At 43.5% G+C, this 21,608-nt stretch carries 18 protein-coding genes; 12 read left to right on the forward strand and 6 right to left on the reverse strand.

Going from position 1 to position 21,608, the window contains the following annotated elements:
• Positions 1-10 precede the first annotated feature (10 nt).
• From A5877_RS11200 to A5877_RS11230, 7 genes are read left to right on the forward strand one after another with little or no spacing between them, the layout of a single operon-like run.
• Complete coding sequence (locus tag A5877_RS11200; RefSeq protein WP_005232200.1) at positions 11-844, forward strand: carbohydrate ABC transporter permease; 834 nt, start codon at positions 11-13, stop codon at positions 842-844.
• A gap of 4 nt (positions 845-848) precedes the next feature.
• A complete protein-coding gene (locus A5877_RS11205) occupies positions 849-1,457 on the forward strand; it encodes a DUF624 domain-containing protein (RefSeq protein WP_005232198.1) in 609 nt (202 codons plus the stop codon).
• Complete coding sequence (locus tag A5877_RS11210; protein WP_086316836.1) at positions 1,454-2,881, forward strand: glycoside hydrolase family 43 protein; 1,428 nt, start codon at positions 1,454-1,456, stop codon at positions 2,879-2,881. Before A5877_RS11205 ends, A5877_RS11210 begins: the two co-directional genes overlap by 4 nt.
• Positions 2,882-2,884: 3 nt before the next feature.
• Positions 2,885-3,868, forward strand: a complete 984-nt coding sequence (locus A5877_RS11215; protein ID WP_005232195.1) for a family 43 glycosylhydrolase — start codon at positions 2,885-2,887, stop codon at positions 3,866-3,868.
• On the forward strand, positions 3,869-5,314 hold the full coding sequence (locus A5877_RS11220; protein WP_005232193.1) for an alpha-N-arabinofuranosidase: 1,446 nt from the start codon (positions 3,869-3,871) through the stop codon (positions 5,312-5,314). It begins immediately after the preceding gene.
• A gap of 4 nt (positions 5,315-5,318) precedes the next feature.
• A complete protein-coding gene (locus A5877_RS11225) occupies positions 5,319-5,585 on the forward strand; it encodes a DUF6171 family protein (protein ID WP_005232191.1) in 267 nt (88 codons plus the stop codon).
• Positions 5,586-5,636: 51 nt separating this feature from the next.
• Positions 5,637-6,827, forward strand: coding sequence for an arabinan endo-1,5-alpha-L-arabinosidase (locus tag A5877_RS11230; protein ID WP_176273455.1), 1,191 nt, complete (start codon positions 5,637-5,639; stop codon positions 6,825-6,827).
• 66 nt (positions 6,828-6,893) lie between these two features.
• Here the strand turns inward: A5877_RS11230 and A5877_RS11235 are convergent, their stop codons facing one another.
• Positions 6,894-8,156, reverse strand: a complete 1,263-nt coding sequence (locus A5877_RS11235) for a glycoside hydrolase family 27 protein (RefSeq protein ID WP_086316838.1) — start codon at positions 8,154-8,156, stop codon at positions 6,894-6,896.
• 120 nt (positions 8,157-8,276) lie between these two features.
• On the opposite strand from A5877_RS11235, the gene A5877_RS11240 reads away from it, so the two are divergent.
• From A5877_RS11240 to A5877_RS11250, 3 genes are all read left to right on the forward strand, one after another.
• Complete coding sequence (locus A5877_RS11240; protein WP_086316839.1) at positions 8,277-9,176, forward strand: AraC family transcriptional regulator; 900 nt, start codon at positions 8,277-8,279, stop codon at positions 9,174-9,176.
• A gap of 50 nt (positions 9,177-9,226) precedes the next feature.
• Positions 9,227-11,167 (forward strand): glycoside hydrolase family 127 protein, encoded by a 1,941-nt coding sequence (locus A5877_RS11245; protein ID WP_086316840.1) that lies wholly within the window; start codon positions 9,227-9,229, stop codon positions 11,165-11,167.
• Positions 11,168-11,342: 175 nt separating this feature from the next.
• Positions 11,343-14,174: a discoidin domain-containing protein gene (locus A5877_RS11250; RefSeq protein ID WP_086316841.1), complete on the forward strand. Its 2,832-nt coding sequence runs from the start codon at positions 11,343-11,345 to the stop codon at positions 14,172-14,174.
• 130 nt (positions 14,175-14,304) lie between these two features.
• Here A5877_RS11250 and A5877_RS11255 read toward each other — a convergent pair whose 3' ends face one another.
• From A5877_RS11255 to A5877_RS11270, 4 genes are read right to left on the reverse strand one after another with little or no spacing between them, the layout of a single operon-like run.
• Positions 14,305-14,967, reverse strand: a complete 663-nt coding sequence (locus A5877_RS11255; protein ID WP_005227316.1) for an ABC transporter permease — start codon at positions 14,965-14,967, stop codon at positions 14,305-14,307.
• 4 nt (positions 14,968-14,971) lie between these two features.
• Positions 14,972-15,892: an osmoprotectant ABC transporter substrate-binding protein gene (locus A5877_RS11260; protein ID WP_016619676.1), complete on the reverse strand. Its 921-nt coding sequence runs from the start codon at positions 15,890-15,892 to the stop codon at positions 14,972-14,974.
• Positions 15,892-16,527 (reverse strand): ABC transporter permease, encoded by a 636-nt coding sequence (locus A5877_RS11265; protein WP_016609633.1) that lies wholly within the window; start codon positions 16,525-16,527, stop codon positions 15,892-15,894. The genes A5877_RS11260 and A5877_RS11265 overlap by 1 nt, the downstream gene beginning before the upstream one ends.
• 3 nt (positions 16,528-16,530) lie before the next feature.
• Positions 16,531-17,706 (reverse strand): betaine/proline/choline family ABC transporter ATP-binding protein, encoded by a 1,176-nt coding sequence (locus tag A5877_RS11270; protein ID WP_008376079.1) that lies wholly within the window; start codon positions 17,704-17,706, stop codon positions 16,531-16,533.
• 352 nt (positions 17,707-18,058) lie between these two features.
• Between A5877_RS11270 and queA the strand changes: the two genes are divergently transcribed.
• On the forward strand, positions 18,059-19,090 hold the full coding sequence (queA, locus tag A5877_RS11275; protein ID WP_005232175.1) for a tRNA preQ1(34) S-adenosylmethionine ribosyltransferase-isomerase QueA: 1,032 nt from the start codon (positions 18,059-18,061) through the stop codon (positions 19,088-19,090).
• Positions 19,091-19,540: 450 nt separating this feature from the next.
• Here queA and A5877_RS11280 read toward each other — a convergent pair whose 3' ends face one another.
• Entirely contained in the window at positions 19,541-20,251 is a 711-nt protein-coding gene (locus A5877_RS11280) for a DUF975 family protein (RefSeq protein WP_008376075.1), read from the reverse strand.
• 198 nt (positions 20,252-20,449) lie between these two features.
• Here A5877_RS11280 and tgt point away from each other — a divergent pair, with 198 nt between their 5' ends.
• The gene (gene tgt / locus A5877_RS11285; protein WP_005227333.1) at positions 20,450-21,595 is read left to right on the forward strand and encodes a tRNA guanosine(34) transglycosylase Tgt; all 1,146 of its coding nucleotides are present in this window, start codon (positions 20,450-20,452) and stop codon (positions 21,593-21,595) included.
• Positions 21,596-21,608: the final 13 nt, after the last annotated feature.

Below are 21,608 nucleotides of genomic sequence, written 5' to 3' on the forward strand. Positions count from 1 at the left end.
AGGGAAAAGAATGAAAAAACTGAAAATAAGCAACGTACTCATTATTTTAATTCTCTCCCTTGGAGCAGTTATTATGGTGGGGCCGTTACTTTGGATGATCTCAACATCGCTAAAAGACCGAGCTGGCGTCTTCCAGCTGCCACCTCAATGGATTCCAGACCCAGTACAATTTGATGCGTACAAACGTTTATCTGAGCTGGACACTTTGTTCTCAGGGATTAAAAATACAGTGATCGTTTCACTTTCTGTAACTGTTGTAGGTACTCTGACATCCAGTTTAGCTGCCTTCTCATTTGCCAAATTACGGATGCCGCATAAAGATGCGCTATTTCTAATCCTTTTAGCCGCTTTGATGATTCCCTATCCAGCGGTGATGATCCCGCAATTTATGATGTTCTCCCAAATTGGCTGGGTTGATACGTTATTACCATTGATCATTCCGGGAATGTTTGGGAATATCACTATGATTTTCTTTTTGCGACAATATTTATCTAATATTCCTGATTCGATCGTTGAGGCGGCAAAAATTGATGGTGCGGGCTATTTACAAACCTTTATCCAATTGATTTTCCCGTTGATTCGTCCAGCAGTTGCTGCTCAATTTATTTTATGGTTTATGGGCGCTTGGAATGACTACTTAGCACCATTGATCTACTTGAATAGTCCAGAAAAACAAACATTGCAAGTAGTGATCGCAAACCTAAATGCCGCCTATGCTATTCAAACGGATTATCCGTTGATTATGGCAGCTTCCGTTGTTTCATTACTTCCGGTTTTGATCGTATTTATTATTTTCCAAAAGCAAATTATCGAATCAGTTGCACTTTCTGGAATGAAAGGGTGAGTAGATGTTTCTAAAAGCAATGAACTGGCTAAATGCATTCGTACTTCTGATAGAACTAAATATTTTGTGGCTTCTAGGTATTTTAGCTGGTTTTTTTGTGGTCGGCTTTGTTCCAAGTACTGTTGCTGTCTTAACGATTCTAAATAAAGAGGATCTATTTACAGGCTATTACTCTTATATAGAAGTATTGACTTTATTTTGGAAAAACTATGTGTCAGCTATTCGCTTATACAAATGGCGGGTCTTTATATTTCCACTTATTCTAGGCATTCTCTATTTGGAATTGCTGATTGTGCAGCAAAGTGATCTAATGAGAGCATTTTTCCAATGGCCACTTTTGTTTTTGTTCAGTTATGTGATTTTAGTATTGATCAATTTATCCTTAGTTACTCGATTGAGTAAAGATAAGTGGCGGAAAAAAGCCGTTTTTTCATTGACGAGTCCATTCTTGTTACCAAAAGAATCTTTTCTTTGTCTTTTGATGGTTCTTACATTTTCAATTGTTAGCATGGCGTATCATTGGTTCTTTTTTGTCGCAATTTCAATCTTTTTGTACAGTGCCAGCAAGTGCTTGTTGTCAGGCTATAGCAAGAAAGGATTGTTAAAATCATGATCAAAAAATTTCTTTTCTCGTGTGTTCCTCTAATGATTCTTTTATCTGGCTGTACTGCTTCTGCAGTTGAAGAAGTCTTATCCCCTCCTGAGTTTGCCGATGTTAGTGTCCATGACCCATCGGTGATCAAAGCGGATGATACGTTTTATATTATTGGTTCACATATGCAATTTGCCAAGTCTCAGGATTTGTTGAAGTGGGAGCAGATATCTAATTCAGTATCTGAAGATACTCTATTTGAGAATATTCGAGAAGAATTGGCGGAAGAATTTGAGTACGCACAGACAGATACGTTATGGGCTAGTGATATCCAACAGTTTAAGAATGGAAAATACTATTTGTACTATTGTTTGTGTCAAGGAACTTCACCGCTATCCGTAATGGGAGTGGCGGTATCTGACTCTATTGAAGGTCCTTATGAAAAAGTCGAATCTTTTCTTTATTCAGGAACCTCTCCGCAGTTTGGTGAAGCGTACAATGCAGCGATTCATCCAAATGCGATCGATCCTCATATTTTTTATGACAATGAAGGGAAATTATGGATGGTCTATGGATCATACTCAGGCGGGATTTTTATCCTAGAAATGGATGATGAAACGGGTTTGCCTAAAGATCGCAATTCTTACGGAACACATTTGATGGGCGGAAATCACAGTCGCATCGAAGCACCATACATTCAATATAATCAAGAAAATGGCTACTATTACTTGTTCACTTCATTTGGTGGGCTAGATGCAGACGGTGGATACAACCTTCGAGTCGCGCGGTCAAAGAATCCCGATGGTCCTTATGAAGACAGCCAAGGAAATCCAATGGCTGAGGTCAAAGGGAAATTTGGAACGGTTTTTGATGACGCAAGTATTCAAGACTTCGGAACTAAAATTATGGGGAACTTCCTATATACCGAAAATACGAGCAATGAAGGGGTTGGCTATGTTTCGCCAGGTCACAACTCGACCTATTATGATGAAGAAAACAATCAATATTACTTGATTTTCCATACACGTTTTCCAAATAGCGGAGAATATCATTCTGTGAGAGTCCATCAAATGTTTTTCACAGAAGCAGGGTGGCCGGTTGTTTCTCCATTGAGATACAGCGAAGAAACGATTGCTGATTATACAAAGAATCAAGTTACGGGTGCCTATACGCTGATTTCCTTTGACAAGTTTTTAACGGATGATTTGAAAGAACCACAGGAAATTACAGTTGAAAAAAATGGCCTGATCAATGGTGATCGCACTGGAACATGGGAACTAGCGGAAAAGAATAGTCAAGAAGATTCAAGTGTGGTTATCGATGGCACTGTTTATAAAGGGAAGTTTCTTTCCGGCTGGGATGAAAATCAGCAAAAGCAAGTAATGACATTTACAGGTACCTCAGAAGCAGGAGTACCATTATTTATTGTTAGGAATGAGGAGTAAGGTATGGCAAAAGCAAATGCAGAGACAATACAAAATCCAATCGTGTATGAACGAGCAGACCCTTGGGTATATTTACATTCCGATGGTTACTATTATTTTACAGGTTCAGTTCCTGGATATCAGTCGATTGAACTTAGACGAGCGAAAAGCCTCAATGAACTGGAAGATGCAGAGAGAAAGACGGTTTGGCAGGCACATGAATCGGGACCAATGAGTGAATTGATTTGGGCACCAGAAATTCATTTCATCGCTGATAAGTGGTATATCTATTTTGCCGCTAGTGATAATGAAGAGATCAGAAATGAAAATCATCATCATCGAATGTTCGTGATCGAAAATAATTCAAGTGACCCTTTTGAAGGGGAATGGGAAGAAAAAGGACAAGTCATCACGCAATTTGAAAGTTTTAGTTTAGATGCAACTGTGTTTGAACATCAGGAGAAACTTTATTATGTTTGGGCGCAACAAGATCCAAGAATTCCAGGAAACTCTAATCTTTATCTATCAGAAATGGAAAATCCATGGACACTAAAAGGGAAGCAGCTTTTACTATCGATCCCTGAATACCCTTGGGAACAGATTGGTTTCATGGTGAATGAGGGACCGGCCGTGCTTAAACGAAATGGTAAGATTTTTATCACTTATTCGGGCAGTGCTACAGATGAAAATTACGCTATGGGATTATTGTGGACAGACGAAAATAGTGATTTATTAAATGGGTTTTCTTGGCAAAAATCCCAAGATCCAGTCTTTCAAACGTCAGAACGGAATTCTCAATATGGACCGGGGCATAACTCTTTTACAAAAGGGGCAGATGGTGAGGACATTTTAGTTTATCATGCAAGACCAGAAAAAAATCAGGCAGGCGATCCTCTGGCAAACCCGAATCGACATGCAGTTGCACAACCATTCACTTGGGATGAAAAAGGATTCCCAGTCTTTGGTGAGCCGGTCGCAAACAATAAATTAGAGATGAAGGTGAACTGATTGACGATTAACATTCAAAACACAAAATCAGGAACAACGATCAGTAAATATATCTACGGTCATTTTGCAGAGCATCTAGGCCGTTGTATCTATGAAGGATTATACGTTGGAGAAGATTCGCCGATCCCAAATAAAAATGGGATGCGGATTGATGTGGTTGAAGCACTGAAAAACATTCAAATCCCTGTGCTACGTTGGCCAGGCGGCTGCTTCGCCGATGAATACCATTGGAAAGACGGGATTGGTCCTAAAGAAAACCGCAAAACGATGGTCAACACCCACTGGGGCGGCGTGACTGAAAACAATCATTTCGGGACCCATGAATTTTTTGAATTGATCAAGCAGCTGGAATGTGATGCGTATGTCAACGGCAATGTCGGCAGCGGAACGGTGCAAGAAATGTCAGAATGGGTGGAATACATCACGATGGATGGCATTTCTCCGATGGCTGATCTTCGCAGAGAAAATGGCCATGATGAAGCGTGGGAAATGAAATTTTTTGGCGTAGGAAACGAAAACTGGGGCTGCGGCGGCAATATGCGGCCAGAGTATTATGCGGATCTGTATCGCCGCTATCAAACCTATGTCCGCCAATACGGCGACAAAAAAATCTACAAAGTCGCCGGCGGAGCGAATGTCGCAGACTATCATTGGACAGAAACGCTGATGAAAAACGCCCATTGGTTGATGGACGGCCTAAGCTTGCACTACTACGTTCATCCGCAAGGCTGGGAAGAAAAAGGTAGCGCCTTGGAATTTGATGAGGCAGAGTGGCAAGTGACCTGTGAAAAAGCAGCCTACATGGATGAATTATTGACCCGCCACAGCGCGATTATGGACCAGTATGACCCAGAACAGCGTGTGGGAATCATTGTTGATGAATGGGGCACTTGGTTCTCAGCAGAACCTGGTACGAATCCAGGCTTCTTATACCAACAAAATACGATCCGTGATGCCATGGTCGCAGCGATCACCTTGAATATTTTCCATAAACATGCCAAGCGAGTGCATATGGCAAATATCGCACAAACCGTCAACGTCCTGCAGGCGATGATTTTGACAGATGGCGAACAAATGGTGAAAACCCCAAGCTATCATGTCTTTGATTTGTACAAAGTCCATCAAGATGCTGAAACCATTGATAGCCATGGAACCAGCAGCGATACCATTACGTATACGATTTCGAAAAAAGAAGATACGATCCATCTATCGGTTTGTAATTTTGCTACCCAAGGCACGGAAGAATTATCCTTCTCCCTTGAAACAGCGATCAATGAAGTGAAAGAAGCTCGTTATATCGTGGGGAACAAAATGAACGCACACAATGATTTTGATCATCCTGAAGATGTGGTGATCCAAGACTTCACCGCTTACAATGTTGAAGAGAACAAAGTCAGCTTGCGGGTGCCAGCAATGAGTGTTCTAACGATCTCATTGACAGTCTGATCCCATGACTTGTAAAGGATGCGAAGTGAAAGATGCTGCGGCAGCAGCACAGGAAGACATTGAATCCTTGATTGCAGAACAACTTTCTTTAGAAAGCGACTTGGCTTCGCCGGAGATCGTCAGTAGGAGAATCGTTGTTTGTGAGACTTGTCCATTGCGATTGAATCATACCTGTACCAAATGCGGCTGCTTTTATCGGTTTCGCGCAAATTTAGCTAAGAAAAACTGTCCTGCAGGAATGTGGGAACAAACAGGGCAGCTCGTCAAGTAGCTGTCCTGTTTTTATAAAATAGAATAAATCAATTAGGAGATGAGGGAAGACATGACAGCGATCAATGGGGTTCATGATCCTACGATTATTGAACATGAAGGCACCTTTTATTTATATTCAACGGACACCCAACAGCCCAAAACGGCTGGTGTACCAATTCGTCGTTCAAAAGATTTGATCCATTGGCAATTTGAGAAACAGGCATTGTCAGAAATGCCTGAACCAGCAGTAAAATGGAGCAAGGCTCAAGGACTATGGGCACCGGAAGTTATTCGCTATAAGGACGAATTCCGTATGTATTATTCTGCTTCGACATTCGGCAGTACCACTTCTTTTATTGGCTTAGCTACAGCAACAGATCCTTTGGGCCCTTGGGAAGATCAAGGAGAGGTTATTAAAACCAATGCTACTCTTGCACAGCATAACGCGATCGATGCCAATATTGCTTTTGACCGCTCGGGTGAACAGTGGTTTGTCTATGGTTCTTTCTTTGGCGGAAACTATATTGCTTCATTGAACAAAGAAACTGGAAAACTTCAAGAAAAGAGCTATGGCCAACGGATTGCTTTTCGTCCGAAAACAGTTGATACTGCTATTGAAGGCCCATTTGTCTATTATCATCCTGAAACCGATTATTATTATTTGTTTGTTTCTTTCGATTCCCTTAACGATTCATATAATATCCGTGTCGCCCGAGCAAAAGAAATTACGGGGCCATATCTGGACTGGCATGGTACGGCCATGACGGATCAAGAGAAGACGCCAACCGAAGTAGGAACCAAACTGTTGGGCAGTTATCAGTTCTCAGAAGAACCAGTTGTATACGCCCCTGGTCATAATTCGATCTTTACGCAATCCAATAAAGAAAGCTTCGTTGTGCATCATGCACGGAGAAAACCCTTCAGTGACCAATTCTATTTACAAATACGTAAACTCTATTGGCTAGAATCAGGTTGGCCAGTAATCTCTGCTTCAATCTATCAGGGAAGTGTTTCACGAATACCAGAGCAGGAAACTCTGTTAGGAAAGTGGGAAATCATCCAATTTAATCACGAGTCTCAAGTTATATCTTCTCAACAGCAAGAAATAACAGCATTAAAAAAAGAAGGACGAAGTTACTTGTGGGGAGAAAATGAATTTGTCCCATATTATGAGTACATCGACCAAAAAGAAAGGTTGTTTTTATCTGGAATCAATGATCAAGGCGTTGCGTTTCTTGGTCGAAAAGTGTACGAAGAATAAAAAATAAGCAGCACAATGGGCAGGTTGCATTGTGCTGCTTATAAACGTATACTGCTGCCGGTTTTACTAAATACTGCCTTTGAATAATCGGACACCATGAGTAGGAACCTCAGCATTGGCAATTGTTTGTTCTTTTTGTTGCCATAACTCAGTGCCGTTTTTAAGTGGTAGTAAATCAGTGATCGATTTTGGGATGGTTTGCGTTTGATCAGAAACATTGAAAATGGCATAGTAGACTGCTGTGTCGCTCAACGCCTCCCAAATGATCCACTCTTGATCACGATAGAACTCTTTTTTCGTGTGGATTCTTCGATACATTTCTAAGACTTCAGTATTCGTCAATAAACGTAAGGTAAAGGGATCAATGTCTGGTAAAGTACCACCAAACATCAATGGAGATTGGAAGATCGTCCATAAACTCATCAATAAGTATTGCTCGTCTTCCGTAAATCGTGTCCAGCTGTCACCACCGCCACCATCAACTGCTCGAATGCCGATATGACCCAACGGCAACATATCACAGTCAGGCCAGTTACCTGGACGGACGAAAGGTGCCCACTCTGCTGCTCGGTCAAACATGGCGTAAAGGGCATCCCAATGATCCCAAAAGTCATCCGTCAAGCGCCACATATTGGCATGATTTTGAAAGAAACTACCATTTTTGAGGGCAGCGGGTCCGGGAGACAAAGAAAGGACGATCTCTCGACCGGATCGATCGATTGCACGGCGAATCGCTTTGATTTCTGCTTTATGGGCATCACCGTAAATTTTCGAATCGCCGATGTCATCCACCTTTATAAAGTCAACACCCCAAGAAGCATATAATTCGAGCAAAGAATCATAATAAAGCTGTCCTTCAGGCAATGAAACATCGACCCCATACATATCGGAATTCCAAGGGCAGATTGAATTCATAGCAATGTCCCGCGCCCGTTTATCCGTTCCTTTGATTGGCGTATTTTGGTGAACTGCTTGTCGTGGAATGCCGCGCATGATATGGATACCAAATTTCAGCCCTTTTTGATGCAGATAGTCACCAAGTTTTTTGAAACTAGCACCATCTTTTGCTGAAGGGAAACGATTTTCAGCAGGAATCAAGCGAGAATAGTCGTCCATACACAATGGATAAAAATCATTGTACCTTGTAGACTTTGCTTCTGGTTCGCTCCATTGAATATCCACGACGACATACTCCCAACCATAAGCTTTCAAATGCTCTGCCATAAAATCAGCATGGGCGATCACTTCTGCTTCGGTCACAGAAGCGCCATAGCAGTCCCAAGAATTCCATCCCATTGGGGGTGTTTGTGCAAAATGTAAAAAAGACATCGATTTCCTCCTAGTACGTTTTTCTTATAGTATAGTAAGCAATAAAAAAGAGAGGGAAAGTTTTGTCTACTAGAAATAAAAAAGAAAGAAATCGTCAACAAATGAAAAAGGAGTTGTTCAATGGTGTTTCCACAAGAAACAAATTATGCGAAGATTACAGCATACTATAGTGTTGCCCTTGAGCGTTTTTCCATGGATCCACATCAACACCCAGCGTGTGAAATCATGTTTGTGACCAAAGGAAAGTGTAAGATAAAGGTGCAAGATCAAGTGATTGTTCTGGAAAGAAATGATTTCGTTTTCATAAATACGTTTGTGGAACACGCCTTATTCGTTGAAGGAGATTCCTGCACATTACTGAATATTGAATTTCTTCTGAGTGAGACGCCGTCCGCCCTTTGTGTTCGTGATGTTTTTGCATACATCAAAGGAAATGTACAATGGAATGAGCCTTACGCGAAAAGTCGCGATGTCCGCCAATTTGGACAAGCGATCAAGTCATTGCTACAACTGCTAATGATCGATGATACTCAGGAGCAACCGTCTGCTGAACGGCAATTTACGATCGAGCTCTTGTTTAAGCGGATGTTGATGGAATTAGCCTTTTCATTACGTACGAAAGAAACCAAACGGGGCAATTGCTATGTGAACGCTGCGATCAACTATATTCAACAGCATTTTGATGAAGACATTCAAGTCTCCCAAATCGCAACGGCGGTGGGGATTACGAAAGCCTACTTGCATAAACTCTTTCATGAGCAACTGGGAGTGACGGTCAACCATTTCCTCACTAGTGAGCGTCTGAAGCAGGCAGCATTTTTACTAAGCAATAGTCAGCTGCCGATCGTCGAAATTGCCGCTCAAGCAGGATTCAACAGCAGGCAGCACTTTACCAATACCTTTAAACAGAAAAAAGGCATGAGTCCTAAAGCCTACCAGCTCTTATATAAGCAAACGATCAAAGAGGAGGCAGGGCAACATATCACAGGAGATGATCCGAACTTTTTATTAATGAAGTAAATATGAATTGAATGATCAAGCATAAAAAAGTAAAAGAACAGGAGAACGTAATGAAAGAATTCGCATTAAAAAAGGTACAGCTCACGGACGAGTTTTGGCAAGGATACCAAGAGCTTGTTCGCAAAGAAACGATTCCTTACCAATACCAAGTCCTAAATGATGAAATCGATGTAGATGTTCAAGCAGAACGGGAAGATCCCAATTTGCCAGCTGGGAAAAGCCATGCATTGGCGAATTTTCGCATCGCTGCAGGGCAAATGGAAGGGGAACATTTTGGCTGGTTTTTCCAAGATAGTGATGTCTACAAATGGATCGAGTCGGCTGGGTATAGCTTGTTGAATACTAGCGATCCGCAATTGGAAAAGACAGTAGATGAAGTGATTGACTTAGTTGCTGCTGCGCAAGAAGCGGACGGCTACTTAAATACCTTCTTTCAATTGACCCGACCGAAGTTAAAATACCGTCAGCTGTATTTCAGTCATGAACTTTATTGTGCCGGGCATCTAGTCGAAGCGGCTATCGCTTATGATCAAGCAACAGGCAAGGATAAATTACTGACCGTGGCAGAGAAAAATATCGCCAATATTTGCACGTATTTTGGGCGGGAGTCTGGAAAAATTCAAGGTGCTGATGGCCATCAAGAGATCGAATTGGCGCTGGTGCGTTTGTATGAATACACTGGTAAACAAACCTATTTGACATTAGCTGATTTTTTTCTTGAAGTACGTGGGGAAGATCCTGCCTTTTACGAAAAAGAAATTTTGAAAAACCAAGCGGATGGCTTATCAGATGAAACGCCAAGGGTAGACCTCACCTATTTACAAGCCTACGATCAACCTAAAAAGCAGCATGAAGCCAAAGGTCATGCGGTACGAATGCTGTATATGGCAAGCGGGATGGCAAAAGTCGCCCAGCATACCCAAGATCAAGAATTGATCAATGCTTGCGAAGCGATCTGGGAAGACATCGCCTGTAAGAAAATGTATGTGACCGGTGGCGTCGGCTCAACCGTTCACGGGGAAGCCTTTGTCGGTCCCTATGATTTGCCAAATGATACGATGTATTGTGAAACCTGTGCAGCCATTGCATTGGTCCAATTTTCTTTTGAGCTATTCAAACTAACCAATGAACCAAAATATTTAGCGACGATGGAACGAGCGTTGTATAATAGCGTCCTTTCTGGTGCGGCAATTGACGGCAAACACTTTTTCTACGTGAATCCTTTGGAGGTCAATCCCCAACGAGATCAAGAAAATCCTGGCAAAGGTCACGTCAAAGCCCAACGACCCGATTGGCTCGGTTGTGCGTGTTGTCCGCCCAATTTTGCACGGATGGTCGCTTCGCTGCAGCGCTTGGTTTACACTTGCGATCAAGAGAAGCTTTACGTGAATTTATTTGTAGCAAGCCGTTTAGAAGAACCTGACCAATTTACGTTTGAACAAACGGGCGGGTTTCCTTTTACAGAGGACCTCACGATTCGCTATCAAGGCATTCCAAAGACGCTCATCATCCACAAACCTAACGGACTAAGTAAGTTTCAAATCGATAGTGAACACGAATGGCAGGAGACGAACGAGGCAATCATCTTTGAGGCAGTCGAAAACGTGACGGTCAATATCCGTTTTGAACAACCATTGCAAATCTTGCGTGCGAATCCTCAAGTTATTCAAGACATCAATCAAGTCGCATTGCAACGTGGCCCCTTCGTGTATTGCATAGAAGAAGCCGACAATGGTCAAGCACTCTGGCGTTGCCGCATCGACCCACAGGCGCTGGAGGCGACCTTTGCGAAAGAGGATACGTTGTTGCCAACTACTTTACGTTTGGCGATCAAAGGCTACCAAAGCGAAGAATGGTCGGGAACAACCCTTTACGAAGAACGAGCGGAAACGGTCATACCTCGTACGTGGCAACTGATCCCATACCATTTATGGGGCAATCGGGGCATAGGCGAAATGCGCGTTTGGCTGCCGCTCGTTGGAAAGGAGTAAGAAGTAAGCAGGGCCAAAGAGCTTCCCAAAAAGGAGGCTCTTTTTTTTCTAAACTCAACCTTCTTGGATTTGTTGCATGATTTCTTTAATTTGTTCCTATATTCCTACCTTTGAAAGCGTTATCGTTTTAGTGTAGGAATGTTGGCGGGTTTATGTAAAACAAGGAGGAAGAAGTGTGACAAGGAAAATCAGTAAAGTTGGCGCATCTTTGTTGGTGTTGGCAGCGGCAACGGCAATCGGCGGCTGCACCCAAAGTGAGGCGAAGACAACTGGAAAAGTCGTTTACCAGGAAACAGCCAAAAGTACGTTGGAAAAAGCGATGGACAATCAGCCGGAGTCGTCTTATTGGTTCCCAGAGGATTTGTTGGCATGGTCTTTTGAAAAAGATCCAGATGCGAAATACAATACCAGCGTTGTTCCATTAGCGCAGCGGGCAGCTAAAGAGACGTTGCCGAAGATGAATGACACGCAAACGGCAGAAACCAAAGTCGTGGCGCTTTCGATCATGAATAGCAGTACGAGCGGCAATGCACCACGTGGGATCAATACCTTTGATGCCAATGTCTTTTCTTATTGGCAATACATTGATCAATTGGTTTATTGGGGCGGCTCTTCTGGCGAAGGGATCATCGTACCACCAAGTCCTGATGTGACAGATGCTGCTCATAGGAATGGCGTGCCGGTTTTAGGAACGATCTTCTTTCCGCAAACTGCCCATGGTGGGAAGCTGGAATGGCTAGATACGTTTTTAGCTAAGGATGAGGACGGCAATTTTCCGATTGTAGAAAAAATGATCGAAGTTGCCAATACGTATGGCTTTGATGGCTGGTTCATCAACCAAGAAACCGATACGGCGGTCACTAGTTTTGATGATGCAGCGGAAGGTGTTGAACAATCGGGGACTGATGGTAAAGGACTAAATGAAAGCCACGCCAAAGCGATGCAAGAACTGATCGCCCAATTCAAAGAACAAACCGACGAGCATTTAGAGATCATGTGGTATGATTCCATGACGAGTGATGGGAAAATGGATTGGCAAAACGCTTTGACGGATAAGAACAAAGCCTATTTAGTGGATGCAGAGATGAACCCATTGGCAGATAGTATGTTCTTGAATTTCTGGTGGACCACTGACAAACTGGCGGACAAAGAGCTGTTGAAGGCCTCCAATGAAAAAGCCCGTGAAATCGGTGTCGATCCTTACGATCTTTTTGCTGGGATCGATGTGCAAGAAAATGGCTATTCAACGCCTGTGCGCTGGGATCTGTTTACGGATGAAAAAGGCGTTCCTTATACCTCATTGGGCCTGTATGTACCTAGCTGGACCTATTCTTCTGCTAGTACGCCGGATGATTTCCAAAGCAAAGAGAATGCTTTTTGGGTCAATAACACGGGTGATCCTCGGGAAAGCCAGCTGCCAGAAGCGACAGAGTGGCCTGGGATCTCCACCTATGCCTTAGAACAGACCGCTATCACAGAGCTGCCTTTTGTGACGAATTTTAGTCTGGGGAATGGCTACAACTATTTTATCGAGGGAGAAAAAGTGTCCAGCCGCAATTGGAACAACCGAAGCTTGCAAGCTGTTTTGCCGACCTATCGTTGGGTCTTTGACCATGGAAAAGACAATGATTTGGCTGTATCAATCAATTATGCGGATGCCTATAATGGCGGAAATGCACTGAAACTACGTGGACAGATGACAAAAGGCAGTACCAGTCACATGGCATTGTATCAGACAGCATTTCCTGTGACGAAAAAGACGAAGCTGACGACGACTGTCAAAGCAACGGTACCGACAACTCTTGATTTGGTCGTGACCTTAGCCGATGGTTCGACACAAACAATCAAAGGAGACAAAGAGGTCGTAGCAGACTGGACGACGATTACTTACTCATTGAAAGACATCAAAGGGGAAGTGACAGCGATCGGTTATGACATAACCACTGAAGAGACCAGTGATGTCTATGAGTTGAATCTAGGGCAATTAACGATCGGAGATCAGAAAGCGGAGAAATTCGCTGCCGAAGCATTGACGGTTGAGGATGTGCTCTTTGATGAGGAAGAGGGCAACTATGCGGGTGTCCGTTTAATGTGGGAAGCTGCCAAGGACAAGACAGCTGCGGTTTATGAGATCTACCAATTGAACGATGACGGCTCACGCTCTTTCTTAGCAGCTACGCCAGCAACCAACCACTATTTGAATGCCGTTGAACGTCCAAAAGGGACGAAAACCAAGTTCGCGGTGGTGGCAGTGGATCGCTATGGCAATCGTGGCAAGCTATCAGATACGGTGGAGATCACTTGGCCGAACAATCAGCTGCCAAAAGCGGCCTTTACAGCCTCTAAAACCTTGGCGGCACCGGGTGAAACGATCACCTTCACGAATACCTCATCTGCGAATGCTGAAGCATTCGAATGGACGTTTGAAGGCGGCGATATCACGAGCAGTACAGAAGAAAATCCCCAAGTGACCTATTCGGAACCAGGTACCTACAAAGTCACGCTTGTTGCCAAAAACGAAGCAGGAGAGACCCCTCTGGAAATGGCGGGATTGATCACGATTTCTGCTGATGCGCCGAAAGAGTTGCTGCTGCTTTCAAAAGATGCCGAAGCAACTGCTTCATCGTTTGTCAATGATGCCGAAGCACCAGCTTTTGCCCTCGATGGTGATTTGAGTACGAAGTGGTGTGCGACAGGCAATGCGCCTCATGAGTTGATGATCGATCTCGGTCGGCCACAAACGGTCAGTGAAGTACGCCTCGCTCATGCGGAGGCTGGTGGAGAAGGTCCAGACATGAATACGCGGGCGTATACGGTGCTCGTCAGTGAAGATGGCAAAGACTATGAGCCAGTTTCACGAACGTTGAAAAATGAAGCCGGCAATAGCACCAATACGTTTGCCGTCCAGAAGGTGCAATATGTAAAAATCAGTATCGATAAACCAACACAAGGAGCAGACTCAGCAGCCCGAATCTATGAAGTCGAAGTATACGGAATGGATAAATAGCGAAAAGAGCAGGGCGTTAACCCTAAGAAGGGAAGCGACTGAAGCGATACTTTCCTGAAAAATGACCGAACCAAAAAAGCCGTTGCGACCAATAAATGGTCACAACGGCTTTTGCTTTTTGCAAATAAGTTTAGCGTGACGTACGGCTGGCTGGATCTAAGCGGCGTTCAATAAAGCTTAGCCCAAGATCCGTAATGATCGCCATCAAGGCAGTTGGTAAAGCACCGGCTAAGATGATCGATGCACCATCCGTCGCATTGGTTCCACGGATGATGATGTCCCCCAGTCCACCAGCACCAACGAAAGCGCCAATGGCGGTGATACCGATCGCCACGACTAAGGCGTTTCGAATCCCTGCCATGATCACCGAAACAGACAATGGCAATTCGATCATATACAATCGTTGCCAGCTAGTCATCCCCATCCCTTTGCCGACATCTAACGTATTGCGGTCGACTTGGCGCATGCCGGTATAGGTATTTTTGATGATCGGTAACAAAGAATAAAGAAAAATCGTTAAAATCACGACATTCACACCTAAGCCCATGCCGATCATTAAAATCGAGATCATCGCTAAAGATGGAATCGTCTGGATGATATTGGCGAAACGAATCACCCAATCTGCCAAACGCATTTTTTTAGAAATCAAGATCCCGATTGGAATGCCGACGATCGAGGCAAAAAGTACCCCGTAGATTGAAATCAAGAAGTGACGAATGAACTGGGCAAAAACATAGCCGCCATTTTCTTGAAAATAGAAAAGAAATTGTTGGAATAAATTCATGTCTGCCATTTCGTCACTCTCCTTCGAAATAATTATTTTCTTCTAAGAAACGTTCGGCAACTACCGTTGGTTCTAGAAGGTCATTATCCACTTGGTAATTCAATTCTTGCATTTTTTCGGTATCGATTTTGCCTGCTAATTTGTTCAGAGCATCGCCGATTTCAGGTGTTTCTTTCAATAATTTGTCATCGACGATCGGTGCGGCATCATAAGGTGGGAAGAAGTTTAGATCATCTTCCAGCATCACGAGATCGTAACTGCCGATCCGGCCGTCGGTTGAGTACCCTAAAACGATATCCATTTTTCCGTTATCAACAGCATCATAGACAAGACCGATCTGCATCGGTAGGATATTTTGGAAAGAGAATCCATAGGCTTTCTGGAAGCCATCGTACCCATCACCGACCCGTGTGATCCACGCGGTATCGACCCCTGCGACCAATTGATCTGCGACATCTTTCAAGTCACTGACTTTTTCCAATCCGTATTTTTCGGCAGTGTCTTTCCTGACAAGAAAGACATATGTGTTATCAAAGCCGTAAGATGGGAACCAAGTCTGTTGGTATCGTTTCTCAAATTCTGATTTGACTTTGTCAAAGGCGGCTTGCGGATCAGATTCTGGCTCCAACCCTAACGTCGTGGTCAAGTCAGTTCCTGTGTAGCGGGCAGCTGAGATCGACGCATCGCCATTCATCATCGCTTGGTGATTGATGGTCGTTGTTGCTAAGTTGTTAATGACGGTTGTGTTTTTATCCGTATAGTGTTCGACCATACCGGCAACCACCGCGCCAAGAATTTGGGCTTCGGAAGTGATCCCGCCTGTGATCGCCACGGTATTCTCATCAGAAGTCGATGCTAAACCGGGAAAGGAACAGCCGGACAGTAAAGCGACACTTAAGGAAAACAACAGCGCTAATTTTGAAGTTTTTTTCATTACGCATCCCCCCTTAAGGCAGCTGGTGTCAGTTTGTTTTCTAACAAACCCAGTAACCAGTCAGCTAATAAAGCAAAGATCGTCACTGGAATCGTCCCAGCAAAAATCAAAGGCGGTTGGTAGTTGTTTAGTCCGCTAAAGATCAAATCACCAAGTCCACCGGCACCAATGTAAGAAGCCAAGGTAGCCCAAGCTAAAACATACACGGCCGATAAGCGGATCCCTGCCATGATCGTTGGGATCGCTAGGGGTAATTCCACACTGATGATCGACTGCAAGTTGGTCATCCCCATCCCTTTGGCAACATCGCGGTAATTCCAATCGACTTTTTTCATTCCAATGTAGGTATTTCGCAAAATCGGCAACAAGGAATAAATGAAAAGAGCGACGATAGCAGGGACTTTTCCGACACCTAAAATCGGGATCATCAATGCCAATAGTGCCAAAGAAGGCACGGTTTGCAGCGCACTGGTGATGCCGATCACGACCGTTGCTGCTTTGGGGAAACGGGTCAAGATCACACCGATCGGTACAGCAACAAGAATCCCTAAGAGCAAAGCCGCAAAGGAGATATACAAATGTTCGAGACTTTTGGTGACCAATTGGCCGCCATATTCATTAAAGAAGCTTTGCATGCGCTAGACCTCCTCAGTTTCTTCAGGTTTCGCCGACTCAATGGCTTCCATGATCGATGGCTCATCGCCCCAAATCACGTCATAAACGATATCAACTAAGGAAGCACGGGTCAAAATCCCAACTAAATGTTTGTCGGCATCTACTACTGGGACATATTTTAAGCCGCGTTTTAAGATGCGTTGCAAGGTATCCCGCAACAAGGCGGTTTCGCGAACGAAAAAGACATCTTTGTTCAAGATATCGCCGACACTAGTAACTTTGCCACGGTTGCGGTCGATGGATTCGACATCGATGTAGCCTTTTAGCACGTTGCTATTGTCGGTAACAAGCAAGGTATCGACCCGTTTTTCCCGCATCAAGTGAATCGCTTCTTGTATGGATTTTTCTGGTGTGATAGCGATCGGGGTATTTAACATTACGTCTTTGACTGGCGTCGTGTCAGGTTTTGCTTGTAACAAGCGGTCTTCACCGATCAATTCTTCCACAAACGGTGTTGCTGGGTGTTGCAGAATATTTTCTGGTGTATCAAATTGAATGACTTTTCCTTCACTCATGATCACGATACGGCTAGCAAGCTTCAATGCTTCGTCCATATCATGGGTAACGAAGACGACGGTTTTTCCAAGCCGTTCTTGCAAGTCTTTAACCAAATCTTGTAAGGAGTCACGAGTGATTGGGTCTAGTGCGCCAAAAGGCTCATCCATTAAAATGACATCTTGGTCAGCTGCCAAGGCACGGACAACACCGATCCGTTGCTGTTGCCCTCCAGACAATTCGTTGGGGTAACGGTCGAGCATTTCTCGTGGCAATTCCACTAAGTCGATCATGCGCTCGGCAGTTTTGTTGCGTTCTTCTTGGCTGACTTTTAACAATTTTTGAACCAATGTGATGTTTTCCCGAATCGTCATGTGAGGCATCAAACCGATGCTTTGGATCACATAGCCGATTTGACGGCGTAATTCCACGGGGTTGATCTCTGTAACGCTTTTTCCATTGATCAAGATTTTTCCTTTAGAAGGATCCGTCATACGGTTGATCATCCGCATACAAGTCGTCTTTCCACTACCACTTGTCCCGATGAAGCAAATGAATTCGCCTTTTTCAAAGGAAAGATTCACATCTTCAACAGCGACTTTACCACCTTTGTAAATTTTGGATACCTGCTGAAACTCAATCATGATGTCACCTCTATTTTTATTTAAGCAATCTGAATAATGGCTTATAATCTGTACTAAGTATGCCGAAAAGTCACGTGTTATTCAAATAATCTGCCCATTTTTTTCATAATTGTATAGACAAAACTGAAAATAGCGCCATAAGCAAGTCCAAATTAAGGAGCGATGCATAGAGAAAAGAAGCAGCGGAAATATGTCGTTATTTTTCATTGGGAAAAAGGGGGCTTTTTTGCTGAACGCCTTGGCAGCAGTCTCTTTATTTTTTTCTAAGAAAGGGCAGAATTAAAAGCTGTTTTTTCAATTTTTATAAAAACATGCTAGAATAGAGAAGAATTTAGGGAAAGAGAGGAACAACATGCTTACAACTGAAGATTTTGATTTTGAATTACCGGAAGAACTGATCGCCCAAACGCCATTAAGCGATCGCTCAAGTTCCCGTTTATTAGTGGTTGACCGCGAGACTGGCAAATTTGAGGACAAGCACTTCTATAACATCATTGATGAATTGGAACCAGGGGATGCTTTGGTGATGAATGATACGCGGGTATTACCAGCTCGTATCTATGGCGAAAAACAAGAAACAGGTGCCCATCTGGAAATCCTTTTACTGAACAATATTGAAGGGGATACGTGGGAAACCTTGATCAAGCCAGCCAAAAGAGCCAAAGTCGGCACGAAGATCACCTTCGGCGACGGACGATTAGAGGCAGTGGTGGAAGAAGAGCTCGATCACGGCGGCCGGATCATTCGTTTTCAATATAAAGGAATCTTTTTAGAGATTCTGGAATCACTTGGCGAAATGCCGTTACCGCCTTACATCAAAGAACGGCTAGAAGACCCAGACCGCTATCAAACGGTTTATGCCAAAGAAAACGGCTCAGCGGCCGCACCAACTGCCGGCTTGCATTTTACCCCAGAATTGCTAGAGCAGATTGCAGCGAAAGGCGTCAAGCTGGTTTATCTGACTTTGCACGTTGGTTTAGGAACGTTTCGTCCAGTCAGTGTCGATAATATCGCTGATCATGAGATGCACAGCGAATTTTACCGTTTGACAGAAGAAGCTGCCGCACAATTGAACGAGGTTCGGGCAAATGGTGGCAAGATCGTTGCAGTCGGAACGACTTCGATCCGTACATTAGAAACCATTGGGACCAAGTTTGATGGGCAAATCAAAGCCGATAGTGGGTGGACGAGTATTTTTATCACGCCAGGCTATCAGTTTAAAATCGTGGAAGCTTTTTCTACCAACTTCCACCTACCAAAATCAACCTTAGTGATGTTAGTCAGTGCCTTTGCAGGACGCGACCTAACACTTTCTGCCTACCAGCATGCCATCGATGAGCGATATCGCTTCTTTAGCTTTGGCGATGCGATGTTCTTAAAATAAACAAAAAAACTGAGCGACGTAAGCGGCTCTTTAAGTTGAATCAATTTCTCAACTTTTAGAACTGCTTTTTTTGTCGCCCAGCTTACTACTAGAGGAAGGTATAAGTGGTGGTCGCTTTTTGTGGTCCATGCAAAGCAATGTTTCTCGAAAATTTGTTTTCATTTACAAACTTACACATGTTTCGTGTATTCCGATACAAAATGAGACGTATCATTTTTCGATATGGAAATGTTCGATCCTTGTTACGTTTTTCTTCTTGTTACTTTACACGTTTGGTACTAGGTGAAACTTGTACGTTCAACAACTTTTAGTAGATTGAGTTTGCGATATTTACGAAAACCACCAACAGAGTTGCTACCTTCCTTACACTTATACTATAACACGAAACGGAAGCGTTTGCAAAAGAAAACGATTCTTTTCTTCAAAAAAAAAGACCGGCGAACCGATCTTTTAAGCAAGTGCTCGTTTAGGCAGATTGTCATAGAATGCTGCTTTGGTTGCACTGATGTATGGCGTCAACCATAAGTAGCCAATTCCTGCTGTCATGATGGCCAAAATGTGCCAGCCGATGAAGCTCAGATCAAGGATGAACAGTTGACCTTTGTAGCCTTTCATTAAATGACGGCTACCTGTGATGCAGCTGAGAAAATCTGGCCGCATGCCCGTTTCTTCGTAGGTATCATAAAAGACAAAATATGCTTGAGAATAAGAATAAGCTTTAATGATCCCAGGAATGATAAACAGGAACGTCCACAACGTCGTGAAAATAGTCGACAGAATATAGATGACGATGATCCCTAACACGAAAGCGCCACTGAAGCCGCGAAAGACATCAGAAAAAGGCTGGATCGATTGCTTCTTACCGCGTAAAATGTCAAGGAAAGTCCAAGAGATCCCAGCACCGAATAAGGCAGAAAATAGACCGCTGATCAAACCGCCACCACTGCCGCCGCCACTTCCTCCTGCGGAATTGACTGCGTCAGTGGAACCAAGATCATTAAACATACCGCTTTGATACAATGGAATAACAGCAAGAACGATAATGACGAGTGCGATAGCGATCGAGATCAAAGTCGGTACAATACACATCAAAACACTGTCTTTCCAGCGGCCTCTCAGGATTGCTTTTGCTTCTGCTTTTAGTTCTCTATTTGATTTCATTTCAAAAAACCTCCCTTCAATATAAATAACATGATAGCAAACTTTCGCTAAATCTTCAAAAAAAAGTAATAGATGTTTCGCATAACTAGGAGAAAATACTCTTAGTTTCTTTAAACTTCCTTGCAAAATGTAAGGGCAACCCTTATCATAGATAGCGTTGCACAGTTAATTGAGTTTAGAGAGAAAGTAGGGAAATGAATGACGGAACCAGCCATTCGTTATCGTCTGATAAAGAAAGAAAAGCATACCGGTGCCCGTTTAGGCGAACTGATCACGCCTCACGGAACCTTTCCAACGCCAATGTTCATGCCAGTCGGCACATTAGCAACGGTTAAAACCCTTGCCCCTGAAGAGTTGAAAGAAATGGGTGCAGGCGTCATTTTAAGCAATACCTATCACTTGTGGTTGCGTCCAGGAGAAGACATTGTTGCAGAAGCAGGCGGCTTACATAAATTTATGAATTGGGATCAACCGATCTTAACAGATTCAGGTGGTTTCCAAGTCTTTTCATTAGCCGAAATGCGCAACATCGTCGAAGAAGGTGTCCATTTCAAAAACCATTTGAATGGGTCGAAAATGTTTTTATCTCCTGAAAAAGCGATTGATATCCAAAACAAATTAGGATCAGATATCATGATGAGTTTTGATGAGTGTCCGCCATTTGATGAAAGCTATGACTACGTCAAAAAATCGGTGGAACGGACGTCTCGCTGGGCAGAACGTGGCTTGAAAGCTCATGCCAATCCAGATCGTCAAGGCTTGTTTGGGATCATTCAAGGTGCAGGCTTTGAAGACTTGCGCAAGCAGAGTGCCCAAGACTTGATTAGTATGGACTTCCCAGGTTATTCTATCGGCGGCCTGTCAGTTGGCGAACCAAAAGCGGAAATGAATCGCGTGTTGGAATTTACGACTCCTTGGATTCCAGAAAACAAACCACGTTACCTGATGGGCGTTGGGGCAGCTGACTCCTTGATCGATGGCGTGATTCGCGGTGTCGATATGTTCGACTGCGTTTTACCAACACGGATCGCAAGAAACGGTACCTGTATGACTTCAAAAGGTCGTTTAGTCGTGAAAAATGCGCAATATGCCCGTGACTTTCGACCAATTGACGAGAAGTGTGATTGCTATACATGTAAAAACTATTCTCGTGCGTACATCCGCCACTTGATCAAATGTGATGAAACCTTTGGTATGCGTTTGACGTCTTACCACAATGTCTACTTCTTATTGAATCTGATGAAAAATGTCCGTCAAGCCATCATGGATGACAACTTGTTGGAGTTCCGTGAGCATTTTATTGAAGAGTATGGGTTCAACAAGGAAAATGCGAGGAATTTCTAACATTCTCTACTAA

Origin of the sequence: Enterococcus sp. 3C7_DIV0644, assembly GCF_002141235.1 — a bacterium.
GTDB lineage: Bacteria > Bacillota > Bacilli > Lactobacillales > Enterococcaceae > Enterococcus_D > Enterococcus_D entomosocium.